The following is a 24,891-nucleotide window of genomic DNA, read 5'->3' on the forward strand; positions in this document are numbered from 1 at the left end:
TATGAAAAGAAAAAGTATAATCTTAATTCTTATTACAAGTTTACTTTTGGTGAGTTGTTCTAATTATAAAGAATTAAACAGTGTATCGATTGTGGTAGCTATGGGTGTTGATTATTTACCTAAAGATAATCAATACAATATGATTCTTCAAATCATTAATCCGAGTGCAATTGCCAGTATGACTGGTTCAATAGGTACACCAATTATTTCGGTACAAGAAAAAGGTAGAACGATATCAGAGGCGGCCAGAAATGTTACAAAAAGTGTATCGCGATCAAATATATACTCTCATGTGGCTCTCGTTGTCATTGGTGAAAAATTAGCGAAAGAAAAATCATTGAACTTTATTTTTGATGTATTTGAGAGAGATTCTAAAATTCGTGTAAATATTCCAGTTATTATTGCAAGGAATGATAGCGTGTATAAAGTAATGAATAATTTACCAGCTCTTGATAAATTACCGGCTAAATCGATCTTAGGAAAAATTAAAAATACGTCTTCTCTTTTAGGAGAAAATCAATATATGCAAATGCGCCAAGTAATATCATCGCTTTCAAGTAGTGGTAGAGAACCTGTCATTAATGGTGTAACTTTAGAGCATGAAACGAAGGAGTCTGAAACACTTGAAAATTTTTCAGATGTAAAATCATCCTATAACATGATTAATGGGCTAGGCGTTATAAAAAAAGGAAAGTTGGTAGGTTGGTTAGATGGTCCACCAGCTAAATCAGTACAAATGGTTGATAATGTAATAAAGGAAACAAATGTACAAGTAAAATGCCGCAAAAACGATTATGACTCGTTGGAGCTCACACGGGTGAAAACGGACACGAAGATTAAAATGAAAGATAAGGTACCACTCATTCACTTAAATGTAAAAGCTATAGCAATCATAGATGAAGTACTTTGTAATGACAATTTTGATAAAGCAAAAACGCTAAAAAAATATGAATTATTAAGCGAGAAAGCAATAAAGGATTCGCTTGAAAAGGGAATTAAAGAGGCACAAGGATATGGCGCAGATATTTTTGGATTTGGAGAAAAACTACATTTATCAGAACCAAAGGTATTTAAAAAATATGAGAAAAACTGGAATGACAAATTTCAAAAGGCTAAAGTAAAAGTCGATGTTGATATTCAAATAAATAATGTAGGTATGAGAAAAAAAGCTTATCCATTTTAGAAAAGAAGGGAATGCTAATGAATCGAAAATTATCAATTGGTGCCTACCAATTCTTTAGTATTATATATTTATTTGAAATGGGGAGCGCCACATTAGTAGGACTTGCATCTGGAGCAATGCAGGATGCTTGGATTAGTGTTTTAATAGCTTTGACTACTGGATGCTTACTATTTTGTGTTTACATTAAATTATTTGAACTGTATCCTGAATTACCATTTACTAGATATGTTCAATCTATTTTAGGGAAGTTTGCAGGCAAAATACTAGCAATGGTTTATATTATCTATTTTATTTATATTGGAGCACGAGTTCTTAGAGACTTTGAAGAATTACTAGTGATTACACTTTACAATGCCTCCTCACTTATTTCAATCGGTATATTATTTATGTTTTTATGTATGTATGCAATCTTTAAAGGCTTTGAAGTATTCGGTAGAGTATGTGAGTTTCTGTTTTTCGTAATCCTCGCCATAACGGTAACAATTATTGGTTTTGAAGTAATTGCTGGTTTAATAAAAACTGATAATTTAAGACCCGTACTAGAGACCGGGTGGAAAAGAGTTATAAAAGAGGCTTATCCTTTGACTGTTACATTTCCATTTGGTGAAATGGTTGTATTTACAATGCTTTTGCCTTATTTAAAGAAACCAGATTATGCATGGAAAGTCGGCATTCCTGGATTAATCTTTGCAGGTCTGGTTTTAACGTTAGTAACAATGATTAATATTTGCGTTTTAGGGGCAAACACAGTGGTGAGAGCTACTTATCCTATATTAACTGCAATTAGTTATATTAATATTGCTGATTTTATTCAAAGACTCGATTCAGTCGTTGTCATTCTTATCGCTATAGGAGGATTTATTAAGATAACGATTTTTTTCTTTTGTGCTATCGTTGGAGCGGCAGATTTATTTAAAGTGAAAAAAACTGATACACTTACTTATCCAATTGCAGTAATTATATTAATTTGTTCCGTATGGATGGCACCTGATTATTTAGAGCACTATAAAGAAGGGTTCGACATTGTGCCTTACTATTTACACATACCTTTACAAATCATTATTCCTACTGTTTTGTTGGTTATTGCAATCATCCAAAAAAAAGCAAAAACAAAAGAGAATGCAGCATAGAAACTCTAACTGCATTCTCTTTATTTTTAATTGGAATTATTTTGACCTGCACTTTGTTCCTGATTTCGTTTCTTTTTTAGTTTTTTCATATACTCTAGGACGATTTTGGCAACGCCGAATGGTACCGTAAAAAAGAAAATTAATACATAATCTTCACCAACAAGTTCCGTTTTACTAAGTTTTATATTCGTTAGTAAGTGAGGAAATGCATCCCCATTATATAAATCGATTCCTTCCAATAAGCACATCTCTAGTATAAATAAACATAAAAAAACCCAAAACACCTTCAATGCCCTCACCCCATTTATAATGACTAATTACTATTATTTTGGTATATGGTGGCAGTGATTATACGAAAAGTTAGGGAAACTTCAACAAAAGTCTATGAATTTTAATCTGAAAATTTAGTATATAATATAAGGAGTGTAAAAGGTGGGTGAGCTAATTGATACAAATATTTAAAAACAAGAACTTTTCCTGGTTATTTTTAGCGAATTTTACTTCTCAGCTTGGTTCTGTAGTAGGGATGACAGCATTTATGTTGTACTTATTAAGAAAATTTTCAAGTCAGCCATACTATGCTACGATAACCGAGCTAATGTATACCCTACCAATGATCTTTGTATTCTTTTTAGTGGGTGTAGTAGCAGACCGTTTAAATCGAAAGAAAATAGCTGTTAATTGTGATTTTATAAGTGCAGGTTTATCAATTATTCTACTAATAACGATTATGCAGGATTGGATTTACCTATCATTCGGAATTCTCTTTTTAAGAAGTGGCGTTTCGAAATTTTTCCAACCAGCTGAATCTTCTTTATTACAGGGGATAATAACAGAAGATCAATATGCAATATCAGCCGGTTTAAACCAGCTAGTTAGTAGCTTATTTATGCTTTTTGGCGGGGCAATTGGAACATTCATATTTTGGACACTGGGAGTAGAAGCAGCCATCATTATTGATATGATTTCTTTCATTGCATCGGGACTATTTATTTTATTAGCAAAAATTTCAAAGGACATTACGAATCCAAATGGAGAGCACAAACTTAAAGATTTGAAATTTACCTTAGTCTTAAAGGATTTTAAAGAGGGAATTTACTACATAATCAATCATTCATTACTTAGATCACTTTTATCTAGTTTCTTTTTATTTGGTGTAATTAATGGTGGATTCTCAGTTATGCCATCATTTATTTTAAAATATAAACTGGCACCAGCTAACTATGAAGAAATGTTAATTTATATCGGAGTAGCCTTTGGTTCGGGCGTTTTAATTGGAAGTATAGTTGGATCAATGCTTACGAAGAAAATGCCACTACCATATATGATCATAATTGGGTTAATTATTTCTGGCTTATGTGTTATTGCTAGAGTTTTTTCTAATACTACTTATGCTTATATCATTTGGCAATTCATAATCGGTTTGGCTTTACCTGTTATTAATATTGGTCTTGGTGGGTGGTTCCCTAAAATTGTTGAAAAGAAGATGATGGGAAGGGTTCAAGGTTGGATATCCCCCATTTCTTTATTCTCCCAAAGTATCACACTTGGATTAATTGCAGTTTTCTATCCATCAATTTTAAAAATTGAATGGCTTCATGCCATCGTAGGAGCTAGTTTGTCGATTGTTGGTATTTACTATTTATTTGTACTGCCTAAGTTTCTTAGAGCTGAGGCTATTAAAACCGTAGAGGTTGAGAAATCGGTAAATTAATAAATGGAATAAAAAAGAGACAGATATACAAGGCGATTACCTGTTTTATATCTGTCTTTTTATTTGGATTTGTATTTATAAACTAACAATCTTTAAAAAAGTTTAAGCTAAATAATTAAAGTGCTGATTTATTATTTGAATTATGTTTGTATAAAATCGATTTGCGACTTTTTTGGATCCAGTAACCAATTGATACTAATATTACCCACGGAACACCAATTTTCCAAGCTGAGTTCCAATCCGGTGAAAATGCCATTGTAATTAAAATACCACTTAGTAGTAGTATTCCGATCCATTGAAGAATTGGATAGAGCGGTGCTTTAACCGGTAATGGCTCTTTATAATGAAGATGAACAGTTTTTCTAAAACGAAGATGACTAATTAAAATCATAAGCCATACTAAAATTCCACCAAATATAGAGATACCAAATAATTTGTTAAATGTATCTGGGTAATATATAGACAATATACTTGCGATTAATACACCAGCACTTGAAATGAAAATTGCGGCTACTGGTGTCCCATTTTTAGATAATTTTCCTAAAGATTTCGGGGCATATTCTCCACGAGATAAGGAAAATAACATACGTGATGTTAAGTATAAATTAGTATTCATACTTGATAACGCAGCGGTTAAGATAACGAAATTCATAATACCAGCTGCATATCTCACACCAGAACTCTCGAAGACTTTGACGAATGGTGATCCAGATACCTCATGGGCACCTGCTTGCATCCAAGGAATAACGGCAACTATGATTCCTAACGATAGAATATAGAATAAAAACAAACGTAGAACCATGCTCTTCATTGCTCTAGGTATTGCTCTTTTTGGATCTTTAGATTCCCCTGCTGTTACAGCGACAATCTCTACACCATAAAAACTAAAGATTGCCATAAGTACTGCCATCCAAACCCCTTTAAATCCATTAGGTAGGAAACCGTGCTGATCAGTATAATGATGAAATCCTACAGATTGCGAATGTCCAATTCCGAATAGGAGCGAAACACCAAAAACTATGAACAGTACAATAGCCACGACTTTAATCATTGCAAACCAATACTCAATTTGGCCAAAGTTGGCAACAGACCTACTGTTCACAAGGACTAAAGCTATACCAAATCCAAGAGTCCATAACCATACAGGAATACTCGGAAACCAATATTGCATATATAGTCCAACTGCGACAGCTTCTCCACCAATTGCGATTACTTGTGCAGCCCAATAAGTATATCGAATTAGGAAACCTGCCCAAGGATTTAAATACATCTCTGCATAAGTACCGAATGAACCGGCTGTCGGGTGCACAACTGCCATTTCAGATAAACTAAACATCATGATGACTGCTATGAATGCAGCAATAATATAACTTAGAATAACCCCAGGTCCTGCATATCCGATTGCAATTCCACTTCCCATAAATAAACCAGTTCCAATTGCTCCACCAATACCAATCATGGTCAGCTGTTTACTAGTAAGCGAACGACTTAGTCCTCCTTCTCGTTCAATTACAGTCTTATTTTCATTCATATTGTTTCGCCACCTTTCTTGAATTGTTTTCTATAAGATAACGTCCAATCAACACTTTTTCCGGCAATCACCATACTAAAAAACGTGAGGAAAGTTCGCTGTAATCCTTCTCCGATTAAAGAACACAAAAGTACAATTCCATTTATAACCATCATCGTTTTTCCAATAGAAAAATTCGGGAATTTTCTATTGATTACTACACTTGCTATATCGAGTCCTCCAGTTGTACCACCTGCTAAAATCACGATTCCAATCCCGAATCCTGACAAAATCCCACTGAGTATACACCCTATTAGCGGAAGATGCGGACCTGGAAGTGAGGCAAAGAGAGTTAAGAAGAGTGATAAACTACACATTCCGAGTAAACTAAGCAATACAAATGGCACACCAACTGCTCGGTATCCAATTAAAAAAAGTGGTATGTTTAATAAAAAGTAAAGAACCCCTAGTGGAATAGGTATAAATTTAACAAGCATCATACAGATCCCACCGAGTCCAGGAGCCACAATTCCGTTTGGCACCTGGAAAAAGTAATAGGTAAGTGCGATCAAAATTGTTCCGACAATTACCATAATTGATTTCTTGAAATATAGTTTTTTGTTAGCTTTTCCTAATTGCATAAGCAATTTCCTCAATCGCGCGTACAACTTCATCTTCTGTATTGTAGAAATGAGGAGCTACTCGTAAAACATCATTTCGAGCAGAGACAATTATTTTTTTTGTTTTTAAGTATTTCTCAACGGCATTAGCTTGTTCCACTCGAATGGCAGTGTTACTACCTTTTATTGATAAATCTGTCGGGCTAACAACGGTCAATCCGAGTGAATGCGCGGTTTCAATTGCAACAGTAGATAAGTAAGATAGATAATCTTGAATGGATGGCACACCAATTTGATTTAATAAAGAAATACCTGCTTCAGCTGCATAAGCATTTATCATCATTGGAGTTCCAGTATCAAATCTCCTTGTCCCTTCTGCATAATCAAGAAGATGCTGATCAAAAGCAAATGGATTTACTCGACTAAACCAACCAGTCGTTGGGGGTTGTAGAGACTCTGCTAACTCTTTTCTTACATATAAAAAGCTAATTCCAGGAATACCAAGTAAAAACTTTTGTGCACCTGTTGCGAGTGCATCGACTCCCATTTCCTTCACATCGATCGGAACACTTCCAGCAGATTGATAGGCATCGACAAATAGTAGTGATCCATTCGCTTTAGTAATGTTTGATATAGCTTTGATATCTTGAATAAACCCATTATAATAAGACACATGTGGGACAGATGTAATAAGTGTGTTTGAATCCACTACTTTTTCATATTGTTCAATTTGAACTTGATGAAGGTTTTCATCTAAAAACGCGACGTTTGCGCCACGTGGTACTTGTGATAGCCAAACGTGACCAATGCATGGGAAATCAATATCTGTAGTAACAACTTTATTTCGACTTCCAGTAAAATCTAACGACGCTGCAAATGAAGAAGCGGCATCAGATACGCTAGATAATACGGCAATCTCGTCAGGAGAAGCATTTATTAAAGTAGCAAAGGCGACTTTTGCTTCATAGACTTTGTCCATCCATCCTTCCCAGTCCATACCTTTTTCGGTCCAGCTTGTTAGGTAAGATTGAATACTTTCCTTCACCGGTGATGAGATTGCACTTTGGGAACAACTTGATAAATGAATTGTTTCCGATAAGGTCGGAAAAAGAGAGCGTTTTTCTATAAATGGGTTTATCATTTTAAATCATCCTTTCACTAATTTGATAGCGTTTTCATTTTTGATACTTAATTAATATGAGGTGACATATGAATCATCAGTCCTTATGGTTTGAACAAGGTGAATGGACGGCAATTCCTTTTCTTGAAATAGGTAAAGAACTTTCATTTTCACGTGAAAACGTAGTATTTCAACAAGATGAGAGACATCCTTTTGTGTATCTCGTCCTTGAAGGGCGAATTCGAATTTATTTGTTATCGCCTAATGGAGCTGAGCGCCATATATATATCGTTGGACCTGGAAATATTATTGGAGAATCAAACGTATGGGCAGAAGAAGTATATGGTTACAACGCATCTACTTCTTCAAGTGCACGTGTACTTCGAATACCAAAACCAGCATTTCATGAAATTGTTATGAGGGACCCAGTGCTTATTCAAAAAGTACTAAGATCATTGAGCAACAAACAATCAGCTTTGCTTCTTCAAACGAAGTTGATGAGTTTTTCAGATATAGGAGAGCGAGTTCTAACAATGCTGCGCCAATTAGCAACCTCATATGGCAAAAAAACAACTAAAGGTATAACAATCACGATTCCATTCACTCATCAGGAACTTGCTTATGTAGTTGGCTCATCGCGTGTAAGCGTATCTTATGTAATGAACGAATTATGTGAAAAAGGGATTATCGAGAAACAAAATGGACGATACACATTACTAGCATAAGAACGTTAACGCTTTCGTGTAGTAACTTAATCTTAAGAAATTCTTCCGCTTGAATCTGTCAAATACTTTACAAAATATCTAATTTTTAAAAATTTTCTGTAAATAACGCATACACTAATCTTAGATTACAAAATCATAGGCTACTAGAATAAATAAGGTTCTTAATTGGGATGACCTCAATGGAGGAAGTATAAATTGAAAAAATGAAAACTCCCAAATGAATATGTCATCGAGCGATGGGAGATAAAATGTACAATTCATTATTGGTTTGCGTTAACATACAAAATAAGATAGTATTATATTTATAGCGTATAGAAGCTGGTCTTAAGACTTGCTTCTTTTTTATTAACATAATGAATCTTTACAAATTAGGAGGACTACATAAAATGTTAGATATTAAAGCAATTAAAGAAATTCTTCCTCATCGTTACCCATTTTTATTAGTAGATCGCATCATTGAGCACGAAGAAGGTAAACGTGCGATTGGTATTAAAAATGTAACAGCTAACGAAGAGTTTTTTAATGGTCATTTCCCTGATTATCCTGTAATGCCTGGAGTACTAATTGTAGAAGCTCTAGCACAAGTTGGAGGCGTTGCGGCGCTTAGCCTTGAGCAAAATAAAGGAAAACTAGCATTATTTGCTGGTATCGATAATTGCCGCTTTAAAAGACAAGTAGTACCAGGTGACCAGCTAAGACTAGAGGTTGAACTAGTGAAAATGCGTGGACCGATTGGTAAAGGTAAAGCAGTAGCAACAGTTGACGGACAAATTGCTTGTGAAGCTGAACTTACATTTGCACTTAAATAAATAGAGTGAATAAAAAAGAAGCCTATTTTTTAAAAAAATAGGCTTCTTTTATTTAGGAATAATCCGAATAAATTCGGTAGAAGTGTAAGGTGGCCCTTTTGTAAATAAATTCAGTGAAACTGCAATTAAGATGGTCTAAACTGCAAATATAAGAATAGTTTTTTTACCTTACGATTTCTTCTCGAAGTGTCTCTAAGTATGATTCTTTATCGTCCCTATAGAATAAATTATATGTGTCAAATGGAATCATTTTATCATCAGTCGTTACAAAATGAACACATGATTTTTTTACACTACGGACATCTAAATCATAATTATCTTGGAATTTCATAATTAAAACTCGAAATACATTTTCATATCCCATTCCACTTGGTAAAACAACTTTTGGTAAACAACATAGAAGATCTTTTAGGCCTTGAAATCCACTTTGAGGGGAATGATTTAAACTAAATAGCTTGAAAACTTTGTTACGTAATTCTTCATCACTCTCAAAAACAATTGTATTTCTTTCTCCTTCAAGCAAGACATTCTTATCGATAATACTAGTTAAAGGATTGATCTTACCGCCCATTTTTAAAGCATAGCCCATTGCTAAACTATCTGGGTGACATGGGACTGGAATAATATCGTCTTCAGAATAGAATTCACTTTGTTTAATAATCTCTTGGCGAACTTCACTTAGTGTTAAGCGTTCAGTTGATGGGTCATAGTTTTCCGTTCTTCCAGCGTGCTGAATAGGCTGGAATGTTACACCACGTACACATTTTTGTTCCGTACCCCATTTAATAATTTTACCTATTTCATGGTCATTTAGGCCTTTTTTTAGGACAGCTACTAGTGTTGTGCTTATATTGTATTTATTCAAATTATTAATAGCTTTTTGTCGCACCTCTCGTAAATCACGCCCTCGCAGCTCAAGAAGTGTTTCCACTTCAAAACTATCAAATTGGAGATAGATTTCAAAGCCAGGTTTGTAACTTGCCAGTCTTTTTACGAAGGCCTCATCAGTGGCAATTCTAATTCCGTTTGTATTGACCATGAGGTGTTTCATGCTTCGTTTTTTTGCCTCATCTAGTATTTCAAAAAACTGGGGGTGGATTGTTGGTTCACCACCGGAGATTTGAACTACATCTGCTTCTTTTTCGTTTTTAATAATTGTGTCAAACATACGTTTGATTGTTTCTAAATCTTTCCAAGTAGTTCGTTTTGGAGAACTATCTGCATAACAAATTGGACATTGCAAATTACAAACATCGGTTATTTCAACAATACTCAAACAACTATGCTGTTCATGATCTGGGCAAAGACCACAATCATATGGGCAGCCGTATTTAATTGGAGTGTTCCATCGATGAGGCATTTCACTAGGTTTGATAAATTCTCTACATAATTGATAATAAGGGATATCTGTAGAAATTAAGACTTTCTCCATACCATGGTGCATGCAGCGTTTTAACATATAAACGCAATCATTTTCATATATAATTTTTGCTTCTACTTTTCGTAAGCATTTACTACAAACAGATAGTGTAAAATCACTGTACGTATACGGACGATTTGGCACGATAATTTCTCCTTTTTTGATAGATAAAATATATAGTGTAATACAATACGCCTAATAAACAGGTTATTTGAATACTACTCATTTCTCCATATGGCTTGATTGTTGGCTTTAGCCACTCTATGCAAAATCTATATAGAAAATATGAGATGGAGAATAGAGCAAAGTGAAAACCCTCATAAGGTTTTTGACTAAACAGGTATTTTATAACGAACAGTAAACAGCATAAAAAAGCGATATCATAAAGAGAGGTTGGATGACGCTTTACTCCATCACCTAAATCAATTCCAAATATACTCGACGTGGGAATTCCATATGTATCATCGGTTAAACCAGTTAAGAAGCAGCCAATTCTTCCAATACACATTGCTAGACAAAGCGGGAGGACCATATCATCACCAGTTGAGCTTGTTTGTTTACAAAGTTTTTTACTTAACTCGACCCCAATGATACCTCCTAATAATCCGCCGACAATGGTTTTACCTTGAAATATTCCAAATAGACCATGACTATGGATGCTATGTAATAATTTCGATATGTCCTGAAGTGAAGCGACAATCAGACTGCCAAAAAGGGAACCTAAAATTGCTCCAATTAGAACATATACAGTTTTTTCTTCACTAATTGTTCCTTTACGGCGGAACTTAATATATACTCTAAATCCAATAAAAAAGGCTAAACTTTCAAAAACTCTATGTGGATGAAGTTCCATGCCAAAAAGAGGGATCATTACAGGGGTATTTATAGTATCACTTCCTTTTTTAATTCAAAAATTTTATTGTCATGATGCTAACCCTATGATACTATTTTTCTGAATATTCTACTATTATATATTTATAGGTAGTGCAAATTGGGGAGGAGGGATGAGGTTGTCATATAATCGCGATCATCATCCAGTTGCTAATTTTTTTAAAGGGATTTTTCTTGGAACTCTCACTTCATTCAGTGGAATCTTTGTTACACTAATGGGAATCGGTTCACTAAAATTTCCTATTGCGGCAGGAATTGTTGTTGCTATACCACTACTAATAGGTATTTATCTTTTGGTAGTCTCAAAAAGAAAGTTCTTGGCAATAGGGTTTTTCATGTCTCTCCCGATTGTATTCTTTATATTCTATTCGATTTGTGGGACCTTTTTTTATGATATTTGAAAATTATAAATTCTCTCCTTCGATGAGGAACTTCGCTAGTTTTCAGAAGGCTGCAGATATAGTAGTGAAACCAAAATAAAAAACATGCATTCTAATCCAATTGCATGTTTTTATTGTTGTATTCTTCTTATTAACTTAATAGTTTATTTATTCGTCTTTCTCCATTCAATTGCTTTTTGCTCTAAATCCTTTACAAAAGCATCTTTTCCATCCATATATCCATAAATATCTTTTGGAAATTTTTCAGCAAGCTGCGCTTTTAATTCTCCATATGCTTTCATCTCATCCTCATGTGCTCTTAAATAAGCAGGGACTGCTAGATGACGCTCAATTTCTTTTTCATTATCAAATTGATACATATGCATTTGATGGGTACGATTCTCGCCACCTTTTCGGAAATATCTTCTACCTGGAAGACCGAACTCACCAAGACCTTCATAACCAATTTCAGCCAATTGATCATTATACTTGTCTATGTTTTCTATGTTTTTAACGACAGGTAACATATCAATAATCGGTTTGGCTTTTAAATTTTGAACTGATGTACTTCCAATGTGATGAATTTCAATAAGCTCATCTTTTAAGATTTCACGTATACGGTTAGCTTCTATTTGGAATAAGTTTTTCCAATTTTCATCATGGTTTTTGATAATTACGTTCATTCCAGTATTTGTGCCCATATTATAACCTCCATTTAATAGAAAATGGGATTATCTCTATACAATAATCCCATTTTTCCTTCATATTAAACACCCAACAAATCAACAAGCTCATCCATAGACAATTCTGTAATCCACTGTTCGCTCGTTATAATTGTATCGTTAAGTGATTGTTTCCGTTGTAGCATTTCGTCAATTTTTTCTTCTAGCGTTCCTATCGTTACAAATTTATGGACTTGAACGAATTTTGTTTGTCCGATTCTGTATGCGCGGTCAGTTGCTTGGTTTTCAACAGCCGGATTCCACCAACGGTCAAAGTGCATAACGTGATTTGCTGCTGTTAAGTTTAGTCCTGTTCCACCAGCTTTGAGTGAAAGAATAAACACTTTTACATCGCCGTTTTGAAAGCGAGAAATCATATTATCACGGGCAGTTTTAGGAACACTACCGTTTAAGAATAATACCTCTTCACCAAATTTTGCTTGGATTGCCTCTTTGAGCATATCACCCATTCTTACATATTGAGTAAAGATTAGACAGCTTTCGCTTTGTTCAAGGATTGGGTCTATCAATTCGAATAGTCGTTCTACTTTACTTGATCGCTCTTCGAATTCAACAAGCTGTGATTCCTTTAAGAATAGGGAAGGGTGATCACAGATTTGTTTTAACTTATTTAGCATCCATAGAATACGGCCTCGACGTTCGATGCCAGTTAATGTGTCGATTTGTTTTAAGCTGTCTTGAACAACTTGTTCGTATAATGCCGCTTGTTCCACTGATAAAGGACAGAGCATCTTTTGTTCTTGTTTTGGTGGGAGATTTAATGCCACGTCTTCGTCTTGCTTAGTCCGTCTTAGTAAGAAAGGTGAAATTAAACGATGAACAGCATTTATCTTTTCTTCATCTCGGTCCTTCTCAATAGGATTTACATAATTGCTAGCAAAACGGTTTAGTGAACCAAGATATCCTCTATTTATAAAGTCAAATATTGTCCAAAGCTCCGTCAAGCGGTTTTCCATTGGAGTACCAGTGAGAGCAATGCGGTGCTCCGCTTTTAATCCACGAACTGCACGAGACTGCTTTGTTGTAGGATTTTTTATATTTTGAGCTTCATCAAGAATGATACTTTTCCAAACATATTGCTTAAGATCCTCATAATCTAATACGCTTAAAGCATAGGAGGTTATGATAATATCGACATCTCTCATTATTGAAAATAAGTCTTCCCCTTTTAAACGGTTACCTCCATAGTGAACATGAACAGTTAAATCAGGATAAAATAGTTCAATTTCTCGTTTCCAGTTGTTGATAACAGAAGTAGGGCAGACAATCAATGATGCCCCTCGCTTTTCTTCGGTTTCTTTACGATAAGCCAAATAAGAGATCGATTGAATTGTTTTACCAAGCCCCATATCGTCAGCTAGTAGTGCACCAAATCCCATATTTTTTAAATGAACTAACCATTCGAATCCTTTTTGCTGATATGCTCGCAATGTTGCTTGCAGACCATGAGGAACATTAAGCTCAGGAACTTCTGAAATGGATGTTAATCGTTTAGTTAGTTCTCGGAATACATCATCTACTTCAATTTCAACTTCGGCAAAAGGTGAGTTATCGTCCTCAGGCTTTTCAGTTCCTTGTAGTAGCTCATGTTGAAGAACTTCGTGAAATCTAAGTCCTTGCTTTTCAGCCTTTGCCATCATTTTCTTCATACGTGCAATAAAAGCAGGGTCAAGTGCAATCCACTGACCGTTAAATTGAATTAAACGTCTTTGATTTTCAACAAATTGCTGGAATTGTTGTTCTGAAAGCTCCATCCCATTTGTAGATATTCTCCAGTTGAAGTCAACTAATGTTTCCATATTGAAAAATGAATTTCCAGCAGGTTTACCTTTTACACTTGCTTTTAACGTCATCTTATTTTGTTTTAAAGCTTGCCACCAGCTTGGTAAAAGCACCTGAATATTCGCGGAAAGTACTTTTTCACTATCCTCCGTTAAAAATGTCCAAGCTTCCTGTTCACTTAAAACTTCTTTTGGCTTATAATCATCGATTAAGTTTGGTGCTAATAATCCTACTCCTTGGAACGTTCGATCTAAATACTCAGCATAAGATGAATGCTTTTTATGTAATGATTCATGTCCGTTATATTCATAAGGTTTTATAGTTTTTCGTTCATCAATTAAATATGTACGTAAATTCCAGTCATCATGTTCACTCATTGGCTCTTCAAGTACTAATCGAATTGAAAATGGAACATCATCGTCTCTTAGCCCGATTTTTACATGCCAATCGTCTTCATCAATACTATGTGTGAGTTGCTGTTTTATATAACTTGGATTGTGATACAAGCCCCTAGCAATATCCCAGCGTTTAGACTGTAATGTTTCAATTTCAAACTGCTGTTTAATTGCAGAAGAAACCAATTCCTGTAAAGTTGGTTCTAATTGTTCAAATCCATCAATTTTCCATAGTTCTACGCCAGTCTGATAATGAGCAAAACTTGGCGAAACGTGGCCCTCATTAAAATCATCGTATAACCGTGAGATTACCGAATGAAACTCATTTGCTTCATCTAAATAAGTAATCTCTACTAATGAGTTTTCTTGATGTTCTCTAAAAAAAGTAAGTGCTTCGATTGGAGTTAAAAGAATTCCTTCAATCTGACCGACTCGGGTCGGTTGCAATAATGTCCCATAATATGAAGGTTCATGCCATTGAAACACTAGATGCTTCCATGCGGTTACCGGTAAAATGACACCGTGACTTTGCATTCCATAAATGAGTAAGCCTTTTCGCTCAACCCATTTTACGGCAATACTAAGATTTGCTAGTCGCTTCATTGACTAATTTTCCTTTCTTTAATTCCTCTTGAAGTGCACGTAAACGAATGAATTGAGATTCAACATACTGAATATAGTCTTCCCACTCATTCATACGCTTTAATTTTTTATAATTTGTTCTTAGTTTTTTTAAATATCGAACTGCTATTTTATAGTTTGCTCGGCCTTTTAACTCAATGTAATAAAGTACTAAGTGATGGTATATAGGTAATACAGATTGAGGTGAGTACTTATGTACTTCCTGAAGGTCATGTTTATCAATGTAATCAGGATTATAAGAATATAAGTGCATTTGCAGCTCAGCCCATCGTTTGTATTCTCGATTATGCATTAAATAATCAGTGTACTGCATCACACTATATGGAAGTAATGCTTGATAAACTACTTCTAATCCAGCCGTTTCATTAGTGTAAAAACTATTGTACTCATAATTAGTAAGAAAATGTTTCGCAAAAGTAGTTTTTGCATATTCATCATCGCCATTTTTTAAAAAGTGTAAAAGCATCTCGTAATATAATGGTAAAAATAATGTTAGCCGATCTGTTTCATTGTTTTTTCGAAGATTTTCTATCCAGTAAGTAAAGCAATAGAGAGTACGTTCATTATTACTGTATTGCTTTATAATAGACAGCATTGCTTCATCTTCTTTTAATAAATAATATAGATGAGCTTTCCCTAAATCTGCATAATAATTGTCCTCAACCTTTGATAAAGTTTCTAAATCCTTATATAAAATCTTTGGACTATTTAATAGCTCTTTATATACATAACGAAAAGAGTTATATCGAGGAACTAAGCAAAGGTTTTTCTCTATTAAAAGATCTTGCAACTGCTCACGAAGAACTTCTTCGTACTGAGTAGAAACCGAACCTCCAGTTAGATTATGTAATTGCCTACTAACTGCGTCAATTTGATTTTCTAACATTGTCATTTCGCGCGGTAAATGCGCATTGTCGTAAACTGTACTTTGAATTTCTATTTGTCCGACCATTTTATTCATTGTAAAAATTGACGCAAGTAACTGATATTGTAGCTTTTCCTTCTCTTGACGTGGTTGTTGATTCAATAATCCATGATAAAACCGTTCATATAATGGATAAACAAAATAAACATCTTGGTAAAATGACGTTCTTTGCTGTTCAATATACTCCTTATACTTTTGCTCAAATAACGCCACTGTCTCTTTCGGTCGATCCTGCTCAAACATACTCATTTGATCCAGCAATTGGCGACCAGTCATGATATTCGGGATACTTTTTAAAGAAGACTGCTTAAACTTTCTCATAATATCTCCGACTAAAGAAAATGAAGCGGCAGCATAGCAAAGTAGTGCAATTTGATGTTGACATGGAGGAGCTTCGTAGCAATCACATCCATTTTGATCATGGTTTTCAATATGTAGAATTGGTAAATGAATTTGATCCCCTTCTTCGACAACACCAACTAGACGACCTTCGCGAACCGATACATTGTATACTTGACCTAGTCGATACAACTGCAGGCCAGTTTCAACAAGCTCTGCGTCCCTCGTATTTTGAGGAGAAAGCTTTGAAAAAAGTGAATATGAAAGTTCATAAATAATATCTTTACTTAAATCACGCTGAAGCATTCGATGCCTCCTTACTCGAAACATTCTTATTGGTAATTATACCCTAAACAAATACGATACACATAGCCGAAAAGGGAAAAAATGAAAGTTGATATAGATTGTTAACATAAAGCCGTAATTAAGATTTTGGAATCATAAAAAAATGTGAATCGTAATTAAAATTCGGAAATCACAAATAAAAGTGTAAATCGCAATTAAAAACCATCAAATCAAACAAATTCAACAAATAAATCGCACTTATATGTAAAATCCTCATAGTTTCAACTAAAAACTATAAAAACATACATAATTTAAAGTAAAAAACGTAACAGGAATGGGCAAGTGTGTAATACAATTTTAATATGCAAAGAAAATGCTATTATTATAAACTATTAATATAATAGACAATCAAAATAAGCTCCCTGAATAGGGAGCTTTTCGTCTGTAATGAGATTTTTCAATAGTAAAAAAACAATTACTTACATATACACAATTGTTTTGATTAATTAGAGAGGTGAAGGGTTTGAAAAAAGGGTTTATTAGTTTAATTGTTTTAGTACTTATGTTTAGTATGTTTAAAGATGTATTTGCAGAATCAATAACAAAAGCAAATGCAGACAAATGGGTTGTAACTCTAAAACCTACAGATTTGACGATTCAGAATACAACAACTGGAGGAACAACCGGCGGAACAACTGACGGCACAACAACTGGAGAAGCAACTGGAGGAACAACCGATGGCGCAACAACTGGAGGAACAACCGACGGCGCAACAACTGGAGAAGCAACTGGAGGAACAACCGGCGGCACAACAACTGGAGAAGCAACTGAGGGAACAACCGGCGACGCAACAACTGGAGAAGCAACTGGGGGAACAACCGGCGGCACAACAACTGGAGACGCAACTGGGGGAACAACCGGCGGCACAACAATTGGAGACGCAACTGACTCAGCAACCAGTGATGTAATCGATGCTACAACCACTATAACAATACCAGCTAACGTTAAGTTAAAAGTAGATAAAGAGGAGAATGAACTTTACTATGTTACATATAATGGAAATGCTGGGACCATTTTGAAAAGTTCCGTCCGAAATGCAACTCCATGGGAAATCTACCCAACGGCGAAAGTCTTTAAAGTAACAAACGACACACCGCTATTATTAAATGAAAATGGTAAATTAGTGAATAGGGGAACAGTTAAAACAAATACGGTTTTTAGTAAAATAGGTGAGAAGGATCAGTATTTAATGATCCAATATTCTAATCAAACTGCTTATATTGATAAAAATAAAACAATTCCTTTACCAAATGAGACCTTGCCTGTAATCAGTATTGTGACGCAGCCTGTTAAAATTACAGCGGGTGTTGCAGTACGAAATACTAAAATTGTCTTACCACGTGATCCAAAACCAACAATGGTTAACATACCTGCTAAACAAAAAATAGTAATTGATTCAGCCTATTCCTCTTATTATGTCGTTAAAATTGGAGGACTTAAGGGGCTAATTCCTAAAGCGGATATATCGTTAAAAACTTATAACTATGTTGACCCAAATGGTGACTATTCATATGACGAATTGACAGCAGATTTACAAGAACTGAATGCTTGGTATCCTGGATTTACTAAAGTTGAAACAATCGGTAAATCGGTTGATGGTAGAAATTTATATGCGATTAAGCTAGGGACTGGTAAATCGGAAATTAGTATAAACGGTTCGCATCATGCACGTGAGCATATGACAACAAATGTCATAATGGAAATGCTTGATCAATACGCTAGTGCGTATGAAAAAAATACAAAAATTTCTGGTTTTGATGTAAGAAAATCATTATCCCAAACGTCTATTTATTTTGTACCAATGGTTAATCCTGATGGCGTAATGCTTGTGCAAAAAGGTGCGAGTAGTACAAAAAATCCAAATCAGGTCATTAAATTAAATAATGGTAGCAAGAATTTTAAAGCTTGGAAGGCAAATGTACGTGGCGTAGATTTAAATCGCCAATATCCAGCTGGGTGGAATACAATTTCTGGTAATAAGTCCAAGCCTGGCCCTGATAACTATAAAGGTACGAAGGCTCTAAGTGAACCAGAAGCTAAAGCTTTATATGATTTCACTAATAAACATTCATTCAAGAATACAGTTGCATACCACTCATCAGGAAATATAATTTTCTGGCATTATAACCAATCAGGAACTCAATTGGCTAGAGATAAGGCGATTGCTACAAAATTATCAAAACAAACAGGCTATAGTTTAGTCGCTCCCGCAAAAGGTGGAGGCGGTGGATATAAAGACTGGTATGTTGCTGCAAAAAAACGACCTGGATTTACTATTGAAATTTCTCCTTATGTAGGGAACAAACCAGTTCCAAATAGTTACTTTAGTAGTATTATGAAGAAGAACTTACCAGTTGGTTTAATACTTGCTAACGAAAAGTAAAAAAGGTTTTATTTTACATTCAAATTAACTAAATTTAATTATTCTTCGTGCGCAATTTGTTTTTCATTTCATTTTGTGTTATTATAAGTACATACTTAATATATTGGTTAATTCAATTCATGTGTTAAAAGGGACGAATTTTCATCCTGTTCTAATGTGTGTATTTTTTCTTAACAATACTCATTAAGTGTAAAAAAACAGGAATAAATGGAGGTTCGTACAATGAACACAGGTACAGTTAAATGGTTTAACGCAGAAAAAGGTTTCGGATTTATCGCAGTTGAAGGTGGAGACGATGTATTCGTACATTTCTCAGCTATCCAAGGCGATGGTTTCAAATCTCTTGAAGAAGGCCAAAAAGTAAGCTTTGAGATCACTCAAGGTAACCGTGGCGCTCAAGCTGAAAACGTAGTTAAATTATAATTTTCACTTCTGAGTGAATAAAAGGCTGCTAGCAATTTTGTTAGCAGTCTTTTTTTTATTTTGTTTGGAGAAGTGAAGTTGTAATGGCGTCGACTACAAATAAAATGTCCCAACCGTAAATAAAAAATTTAAAAAATGCAATCCAGGAAAAATTCTAAAATTGCAAACGTCTTCCAGTTTTTTCTATTATAACTATTAAATCAACTAAAAATAGTTTGAAAACTGAGTAAATACAATAATAAATTTTATCAAAAAAAACAAAAGGTGGACTCATAACTTTCATTCATACCTTATTTTAATCAATTGGTCTTCCTAAGTATTCATGAAAGTAACTAATAAGTTCAAAATCAACAAAAAAAAGAGCTTAACTAAGCTCCTTTTCTTAAACAAATCTTTATTTTAATGCAGAATCAATTAATTCGGTTGCTTCAAGTTGCGATATGCCTTTAATTAAGCTAAGTTCACCAACAAACATGCGTTTTGCCATGTCTAGCATTTCTCTTTCACTAGGATTTAAAGGTTTCTCCCTACTTTGAAGTGTTAGATCACGTACAACTTGAGCACCAGCGAGTAATTCGCCAGACTTTAATTTTTTCATGTTTAAATCATATTTTTGTTTCCAAGATAAGGAATCGTCGGGAAGACCATTTGAAAAGTCATCTAATACATTACTTAAATGTTCATGGTCTTCGACTAAACGAATTTTCGTGTTTGACACATTCCCTTGAGGAACCATCAATTTTAAATTGCTGGATGGTATGTTAATAATGTAGTACTGTTGTGTTACACCTTGTATAACTTTCTCTTCGATGGAATCAATTACTGCAGCTCCCTGCATTGGGTAAATAATTTGATCGCCAATTTTGAACAATGTACCCACCTCCGAAAATTCTTATAACTTAAGTATAACATTAATAAATGAAATAACAAAATTTATATGATAACATTTGTAAAATAAAATTGTCAATAATTTTATGTATATTTTTTTACTTTTTTGGGGAAAAGATGAACATGTCATATGGTCGTGGACATAATATGAAGAAAGAGACTGTCGGAAGGAGGTTAGTTTACTAATGAATTTTCGTGTAGTTATTTTTATCGTTACAGTACTTACTTTTTTTACAACGACCACCGGATGTAGTCAACAAGAGCAAAGAGAGCTAGAAAAGCTTCCCAATGGCGTATTACTAGCAGCATCTGAGCTTTCTTATGAAGCATTTCTAAGTAAAGAAATAGGCAAAAGCTTAAGAGAACATAAAGGGATTGTAAATCCATTACTTACTCAAGTTCATAAGAATCTTAGGGATTATCGGCTTGTTTCCATTACATCTGGTAATATTGGATTTTCAGCAATAGCATTAAAAAACAATAAAAATAATAGTTTACTATTTGCATTTAGTGGATTAAAGAAAATCAATATACAAGATATTTATCAAAGACTAGTTGAATTTGAAACTCCAGAGAATGGTTCGCCAGTTGTCGTAGATCAACAAGCTCAGCAAGCATATGACTGGGTTACTTCAATATTAAATAAAAAAGAGAACAATCATTCAAGTGTATATGTTACTGGTCATTCCTTTGGAGGTTATTTGGCTCAATTTGTAGGTTATCAGCTTAAAAATGATAAAAAATTGAAAAATCATCTATTTGTACAGGGCGTTACATTTAACTCATTAGGTGTACTATTAGATGATGGTTCGAAAAAACTTCATGCGAAGTCACAAAAAGTCCAAACAATTTTTAAACCGCTATTCACAAATTATATTGTAAATGGTGATCCATTGGACTACGCCAATAAAACCTTCTTTAAACAAATAAATGGGTACTCACTCAAGCATCTCGGGAATGTAAAATATATTACAGTTGATGAGAATTATAAAACGTCTTTAACTGCTTTAGAAAAAACAACAGATTTATGGACAAAAGCAAGATTATTGAAACCTTTGTACCCATATCACGATTTGGTTGAGTTTGAGGGTGCGTTTTGGAAATAATCAGGAGAAGTTTAAAAGCTACTATCAACAGATAGTAGCTTTTATTGAATTATTTATTTATATTGTATGTCATCTCTTAGTGATTCTACCTTCGTTAAGGCTTGATCAATGTCTGCCTCGCTAACCCCAAAGTGAGCTAGTGCATCGTGGAGATGGGTAGCAATTGCATTAAAATGTTCGGGTTGAATATTCATTCCTTCATGAGCTTTTGACATGGATTTACCAGTATACTTGTTAGGTCCACCTAAAGCGAAACTAATAAATTTCGTTTGATGACGGCGTTGCTTCTCCATATCCGTTTTTTCAAAGAAGTGATTTACGGTTTCATCTTTTAGTACTAATTCATCATAAAAGTAATCAACTACTTTTCCAACTGTTTCTTCTCCACCATATTTATCATAAAGAGTTTGTTCCATATAGTAGCTTCCTTTCAATGTAAGATATAAGTAGAATCCCCTTAAAATGGCAAAATATAACTTGATTTATGAATGAACTTTTTGAAAAAGGCTTATTTGTAGTAAATGTATGAGTAAATTTTTTTGGTTCATGGAAGTAAATAAGCACTATCTTTTTCTAATTTATTTCCAACCTACTAGACATATATTGAATATTGGCTAATAAATTTATAGTGAAGGTATAATCGATAATAAATTCGCAGGGTGTGAGAAATTGGGATATAAAAACCAAAGACAACTAGGGTTATTCTTTGTTATTTCTGGTTTATTGGTCTTATTAGTTAGTTCGTTAGCCTATATTAAATTTTCCTCCACTGTTAGTACAGACCCTTTTACTACCGTACAGTTAGATTTGTCTAACAAGGGAATGAAAAAAACAACTGATTTAATTTATTTAAAGCATCACGAAAAGAACGGAATACCGGTTGAAATTAAACATACTTTAAAAAATTCAGGGATTAAAGACATATCTAGTATTACTTTAGAAACTCACCTTCTACAAAAAGGTGATCGAAATGCGGTTCAATTTATTTGTCTCCAAACAATTAAGTTTGGAAACAAAATTTATACGTTAAACTCCGCAAAGTTTCATAGTTTGGATTTAAATAAAGATGGGAAAATTTCATTGGTTGAATTTTCAAGGAAACCCTTTCCACTAGGAGGTTTAGATAAAGGAAGAGGTAAAGATTTTGTTCTCAATGGAGAATATAGTAAAGGTTTAGCACCATATAATAGTGATAGTAAATCCACTAGAATTATTTTAGATATTTCATATAAGATAGAATAGAAAAAGTGTTTAGCTAGTTTATGCTGAACACTTTTTTATTTTTTTTTGGGGGAGCAAGTTGCTAGTCATAGCATAGGATAGTAGGACAGGAAGTGATTATGTTAAATAGCTGCATTTAGAATGCTTGCTTTAGTAGAAAGAAGAAGGATAATGAGAGTATTTGGTAGGTTTATAAATATTCTATTAGTTATCATACTGCTATTTTTGGGTTTCAAAATAATGCAGAATAAGTTAGAAGGAAAACCTCCAACATTTTTTGGCCATCAAGTTTACTATGTGTTATCTGGCTCAATGGAGCCAACGCTTCCAACGGGATCAATAATAATTGTAAAAGATATTACTATTGAAACGAAACTTAGTTTAGGAGATATTATTACTTTCAAAATGCCATATAATGAAGATATTCTCGTAACACATCGAATAAATGAGGTTATTAATGAAAACGGGCAGTTAGTATATCGAACAAAAGGTGATGCAAACCCGATTCAAGACCCTTGGATCATTGAGAGAGATAGTATTGTTTCGGTATATAGCGGTGTTAAGCTTCCAATAGTAGGATATCTTTATAAAGAGATTCATAAGAGCTTTAGTATATTTTTATTATTAACTATTTTAGGGTTAATTCTTATATCATATGGGTTAAAGCTGATTAATAAAAAAGAGTAAAAACCTTCTCACTTTTGAAGCGGCTTTTTACTCTTTTAGTTCTAATTAGTATTAACTTTATTGAACATTTGTTTATTGATTCTTTGTCAATAATTGATTTGATTGAAACGAATTTTCTCGATTTGCCAACCTTCTACCTAATCGCATACTAGGAACCTCTACGAATCTCCAAGCAATATAAGCGATTGCTATAGAAAAGACAATTGTTAATATGAATACGACCCATAAAGGAAATACGTTATAGAAGAGATGAACAAAACTTAGTAGAACTAATGGGTGGTATAAGTATAAGCTAAACGAAATTTTTCCAACAAAATGAATAGGTTTATATATTAGTATTTTTTCAACCCTTGTCGACCCAATTGCTATTATAAAGAGACCAATTGCACCTAAGCCCATTCCATATTCTTGAGTAATTAACGAAAACTCTGTAAATACATGTAGTTTGGTTACCTCATATAGAACATACATAGCTAGGCCGGAAAAATTAAATAGTAATATAGAAAATAGAAAGAACATAATTTTATACTTTAGATTTAATTTTTGGAAGAAACTAACAAGTTCCAATCTATGTTTAGCCAAAAGAATACCCATAATAAAGATTGAAAGATAAGATAAAGTATCAATGTATGAGATATGAAATCCATTTGACTTTTCTATATTAAATACAATATCCAGTGCTTTCATACTAGTCAAAGCAAAACAAATTAGTATACTTATTTTCCAGTTAACACGTTTAATCAGTAGTACAATAAATGGAAAAACTAAAGCTATTCTTAGCTCATGAATTAGTGTCCAAATTACGCCATTAAATGCATCAGCATGTATATTTCCAATTAAGTAAATATGTTCAATAATTAATTTGCCTGTTAGATGAGATTTCCATTGGCTATCAATATACCCACTTATATTTCCAATATTTTTCGTTATAAATAGTTGAGATAAAATAATTGCAAGTGTAATTGAGAAAAGGTACGGAACATAGATTCTAAATAATCTTTTTACGAGAAATGAAGGATATTCTACTTTATTTTTTGTAAAGAAAGGTATTGATAAAACAAAGCCACTTAATACAAAAAATAACATTACTGCGCCATGGGCATTGGTTATACCAGTTGCCTTCAGCACTTTGTCGATCATTACCGATAGCGGTATTAATGAAATTGCGTGACTTACTAAAACACAAAAAGCCGCAATTCCACGAATCGAGTCTAATTGTTCAATTCGGTTTTTCATTGTAATCTCCCCTAAAATCAAATGGTTTCCTCAAATATATTCTTTACTGAGAATTCGCTTCCTCTTAAATTAAATTTTGTTAGAGATTTTTAATTTATTTTGAAGGTTTCAGATAAGAAAAATGGAATTAGATTAAGTAATTTCTAATATATTAAATTGTTAGTAGATTAATGGGTGAAAAGTAAATAAATTTATAATTTTTGTAAATATTTTAAAATTTAAATAATAATAGAGAAGGGGTGATTGACTTGTTCGTTATAAAGAATTATCATGT

Annotated in this window: 23 protein-coding genes; 11 read left to right on the forward strand and 12 right to left on the reverse strand. The window is 33.7% G+C overall.

Annotated features, from left to right (window positions below; all coding sequences use genetic code 11):
- Position 1 precedes the first annotated feature (1 nt).
- Entirely contained in the window at positions 2-1,183 is a 1,182-nt protein-coding gene (locus tag EP747_RS09880) for a Ger(x)C family spore germination protein (RefSeq protein WP_129689715.1), read from the forward strand.
- 17 nt (positions 1,184-1,200) lie between these two features.
- Positions 1,201-2,313: a GerAB/ArcD/ProY family transporter gene (locus EP747_RS09885; RefSeq protein ID WP_165346959.1), complete on the forward strand. Its 1,113-nt coding sequence runs from the start codon at positions 1,201-1,203 to the stop codon at positions 2,311-2,313.
- 26 nt (positions 2,314-2,339) lie between these two features.
- Here the strand turns inward: EP747_RS09885 and EP747_RS09890 are convergent, their stop codons facing one another.
- On the reverse strand, positions 2,340-2,603 hold the full coding sequence (locus EP747_RS09890) for a hypothetical protein (RefSeq protein ID WP_129689717.1): 264 nt from the start codon (positions 2,601-2,603) through the stop codon (positions 2,340-2,342).
- A gap of 155 nt (positions 2,604-2,758) precedes the next feature.
- Here EP747_RS09890 and EP747_RS09895 point away from each other — a divergent pair, with 155 nt between their 5' ends.
- A complete protein-coding gene (locus EP747_RS09895) occupies positions 2,759-4,027 on the forward strand; it encodes an MFS transporter (protein ID WP_165346961.1) in 1,269 nt (422 codons plus the stop codon).
- Between the two features lie 115 nt (positions 4,028-4,142).
- On the opposite strand, the gene EP747_RS09900 is transcribed toward EP747_RS09895, so the two are convergent.
- The 3 genes from EP747_RS09900 to EP747_RS09910 are packed head-to-tail and all read right to left on the reverse strand — an operon-like array spanning position 4,143 to position 7,298.
- Positions 4,143-5,558 carry an amino acid permease gene (locus EP747_RS09900; RefSeq protein WP_129689718.1) on the reverse strand — a complete coding sequence of 472 codons (1,416 nt, stop codon included), beginning with the start codon at positions 5,556-5,558 and terminating at the stop codon, positions 4,143-4,145.
- Entirely contained in the window at positions 5,555-6,178 is a 624-nt protein-coding gene (locus EP747_RS09905) for a YitT family protein (RefSeq protein WP_165346963.1), read from the reverse strand. The genes EP747_RS09900 and EP747_RS09905 overlap by 4 nt, the downstream gene beginning before the upstream one ends.
- The gene (locus tag EP747_RS09910) at positions 6,159-7,298 is read right to left on the reverse strand and encodes an aminotransferase class V-fold PLP-dependent enzyme (RefSeq protein WP_129689720.1); all 1,140 of its coding nucleotides are present in this window, start codon (positions 7,296-7,298) and stop codon (positions 6,159-6,161) included. Before EP747_RS09910 ends, EP747_RS09905 begins: the two co-directional genes overlap by 20 nt.
- 68 nt (positions 7,299-7,366) lie before the next feature.
- Between EP747_RS09910 and EP747_RS09915 the strand changes: the two genes are divergently transcribed.
- Both EP747_RS09915 and fabZ read left to right on the forward strand, forming a co-directional pair.
- A complete protein-coding gene (locus EP747_RS09915) occupies positions 7,367-8,002 on the forward strand; it encodes a Crp/Fnr family transcriptional regulator (RefSeq protein ID WP_129689721.1) in 636 nt (211 codons plus the stop codon).
- Positions 8,003-8,388: 386 nt separating this feature from the next.
- Positions 8,389-8,811 carry a 3-hydroxyacyl-ACP dehydratase FabZ gene (gene fabZ, locus EP747_RS09920; RefSeq protein WP_056469377.1) on the forward strand — a complete coding sequence of 141 codons (423 nt, stop codon included), beginning with the start codon at positions 8,389-8,391 and terminating at the stop codon, positions 8,809-8,811.
- Between the two features lie 163 nt (positions 8,812-8,974).
- Here the strand turns inward: fabZ and EP747_RS09925 are convergent, their stop codons facing one another.
- Together EP747_RS09925 and EP747_RS09930 are read right to left on the reverse strand one after the other, a co-directional pair.
- Positions 8,975-10,375 (reverse strand): radical SAM protein, encoded by a 1,401-nt coding sequence (locus tag EP747_RS09925; protein WP_328590719.1) that lies wholly within the window; start codon positions 10,373-10,375, stop codon positions 8,975-8,977.
- Positions 10,347-11,102, reverse strand: coding sequence for a prolipoprotein diacylglyceryl transferase (locus EP747_RS09930; RefSeq protein WP_129689723.1), 756 nt, complete (start codon positions 11,100-11,102; stop codon positions 10,347-10,349). Before EP747_RS09930 ends, EP747_RS09925 begins: the two co-directional genes overlap by 29 nt.
- A 139-nt stretch (positions 11,103-11,241) precedes the next feature.
- Here EP747_RS09930 and EP747_RS09935 point away from each other — a divergent pair, with 139 nt between their 5' ends.
- Positions 11,242-11,523: a hypothetical protein gene (locus EP747_RS09935; protein ID WP_129689724.1), complete on the forward strand. Its 282-nt coding sequence runs from the start codon at positions 11,242-11,244 to the stop codon at positions 11,521-11,523.
- 143 nt (positions 11,524-11,666) lie between these two features.
- On the opposite strand, the gene EP747_RS09940 is transcribed toward EP747_RS09935, so the two are convergent.
- The 3 genes from EP747_RS09940 to EP747_RS09950 all read right to left on the reverse strand — a co-directional run bounded on the left by EP747_RS09940 (position 11,667) and on the right by EP747_RS09950 (position 16,634).
- The gene (locus EP747_RS09940; RefSeq protein WP_235832811.1) at positions 11,667-12,203 is read right to left on the reverse strand and encodes a GrpB family protein; all 537 of its coding nucleotides are present in this window, start codon (positions 12,201-12,203) and stop codon (positions 11,667-11,669) included.
- 65 nt (positions 12,204-12,268) lie between these two features.
- Positions 12,269-15,025: a DEAD/DEAH box helicase gene (locus tag EP747_RS09945; RefSeq protein ID WP_129689725.1), complete on the reverse strand. Its 2,757-nt coding sequence runs from the start codon at positions 15,023-15,025 to the stop codon at positions 12,269-12,271.
- Positions 15,003-16,634 (reverse strand): hypothetical protein, encoded by a 1,632-nt coding sequence (locus EP747_RS09950; RefSeq protein WP_129689726.1) that lies wholly within the window; start codon positions 16,632-16,634, stop codon positions 15,003-15,005. Before EP747_RS09950 ends, EP747_RS09945 begins: the two co-directional genes overlap by 23 nt.
- A 502-nt stretch (positions 16,635-17,136) precedes the next feature.
- On the opposite strand from EP747_RS09950, the gene EP747_RS09955 reads away from it, so the two are divergent.
- Both EP747_RS09955 and cspD read left to right on the forward strand, forming a co-directional pair.
- Entirely contained in the window at positions 17,137-19,056 is a 1,920-nt protein-coding gene (locus EP747_RS09955; protein ID WP_129689727.1) for a M14 family metallopeptidase, read from the forward strand.
- A gap of 222 nt (positions 19,057-19,278) precedes the next feature.
- Positions 19,279-19,479, forward strand: a complete 201-nt coding sequence (gene cspD / locus EP747_RS09960) for a cold-shock protein CspD (RefSeq protein ID WP_025568675.1) — start codon at positions 19,279-19,281, stop codon at positions 19,477-19,479.
- A gap of 394 nt (positions 19,480-19,873) precedes the next feature.
- Here the strand turns inward: cspD and EP747_RS09965 are convergent, their stop codons facing one another.
- Entirely contained in the window at positions 19,874-20,359 is a 486-nt protein-coding gene (locus EP747_RS09965) for a CarD family transcriptional regulator (protein WP_235832812.1), read from the reverse strand.
- Positions 20,360-20,552: 193 nt separating this feature from the next.
- On the opposite strand from EP747_RS09965, the gene EP747_RS09970 reads away from it, so the two are divergent.
- Positions 20,553-21,473, forward strand: coding sequence for a lipase family protein (locus tag EP747_RS09970; protein ID WP_129689728.1), 921 nt, complete (start codon positions 20,553-20,555; stop codon positions 21,471-21,473).
- Between the two features lie 53 nt (positions 21,474-21,526).
- Here EP747_RS09970 and EP747_RS09975 read toward each other — a convergent pair whose 3' ends face one another.
- Complete coding sequence (locus EP747_RS09975; protein WP_129689729.1) at positions 21,527-21,889, reverse strand: group I truncated hemoglobin; 363 nt, start codon at positions 21,887-21,889, stop codon at positions 21,527-21,529.
- A 253-nt stretch (positions 21,890-22,142) separates the two neighbouring features.
- Between EP747_RS09975 and EP747_RS09980 the strand changes: the two genes are divergently transcribed.
- Positions 22,143-22,715, forward strand: a complete 573-nt coding sequence (locus EP747_RS09980) for a hypothetical protein (protein WP_129689730.1) — start codon at positions 22,143-22,145, stop codon at positions 22,713-22,715.
- 150 nt (positions 22,716-22,865) lie between these two features.
- Positions 22,866-23,381 (forward strand): signal peptidase I, encoded by a 516-nt coding sequence (locus EP747_RS09985; protein WP_165346965.1) that lies wholly within the window; start codon positions 22,866-22,868, stop codon positions 23,379-23,381.
- Positions 23,382-23,453: 72 nt separating this feature from the next.
- Here the strand turns inward: EP747_RS09985 and EP747_RS09990 are convergent, their stop codons facing one another.
- The gene (locus tag EP747_RS09990; RefSeq protein WP_129689732.1) at positions 23,454-24,617 is read right to left on the reverse strand and encodes an acyltransferase family protein; all 1,164 of its coding nucleotides are present in this window, start codon (positions 24,615-24,617) and stop codon (positions 23,454-23,456) included.
- Positions 24,618-24,891 lie beyond the last annotated feature (274 nt).

Source organism: Gottfriedia acidiceleris (assembly GCF_004138285.1).
Taxonomy (GTDB): domain Bacteria; phylum Bacillota; class Bacilli; order Bacillales; family Bacillaceae_G; genus Gottfriedia; species Gottfriedia acidiceleris_A.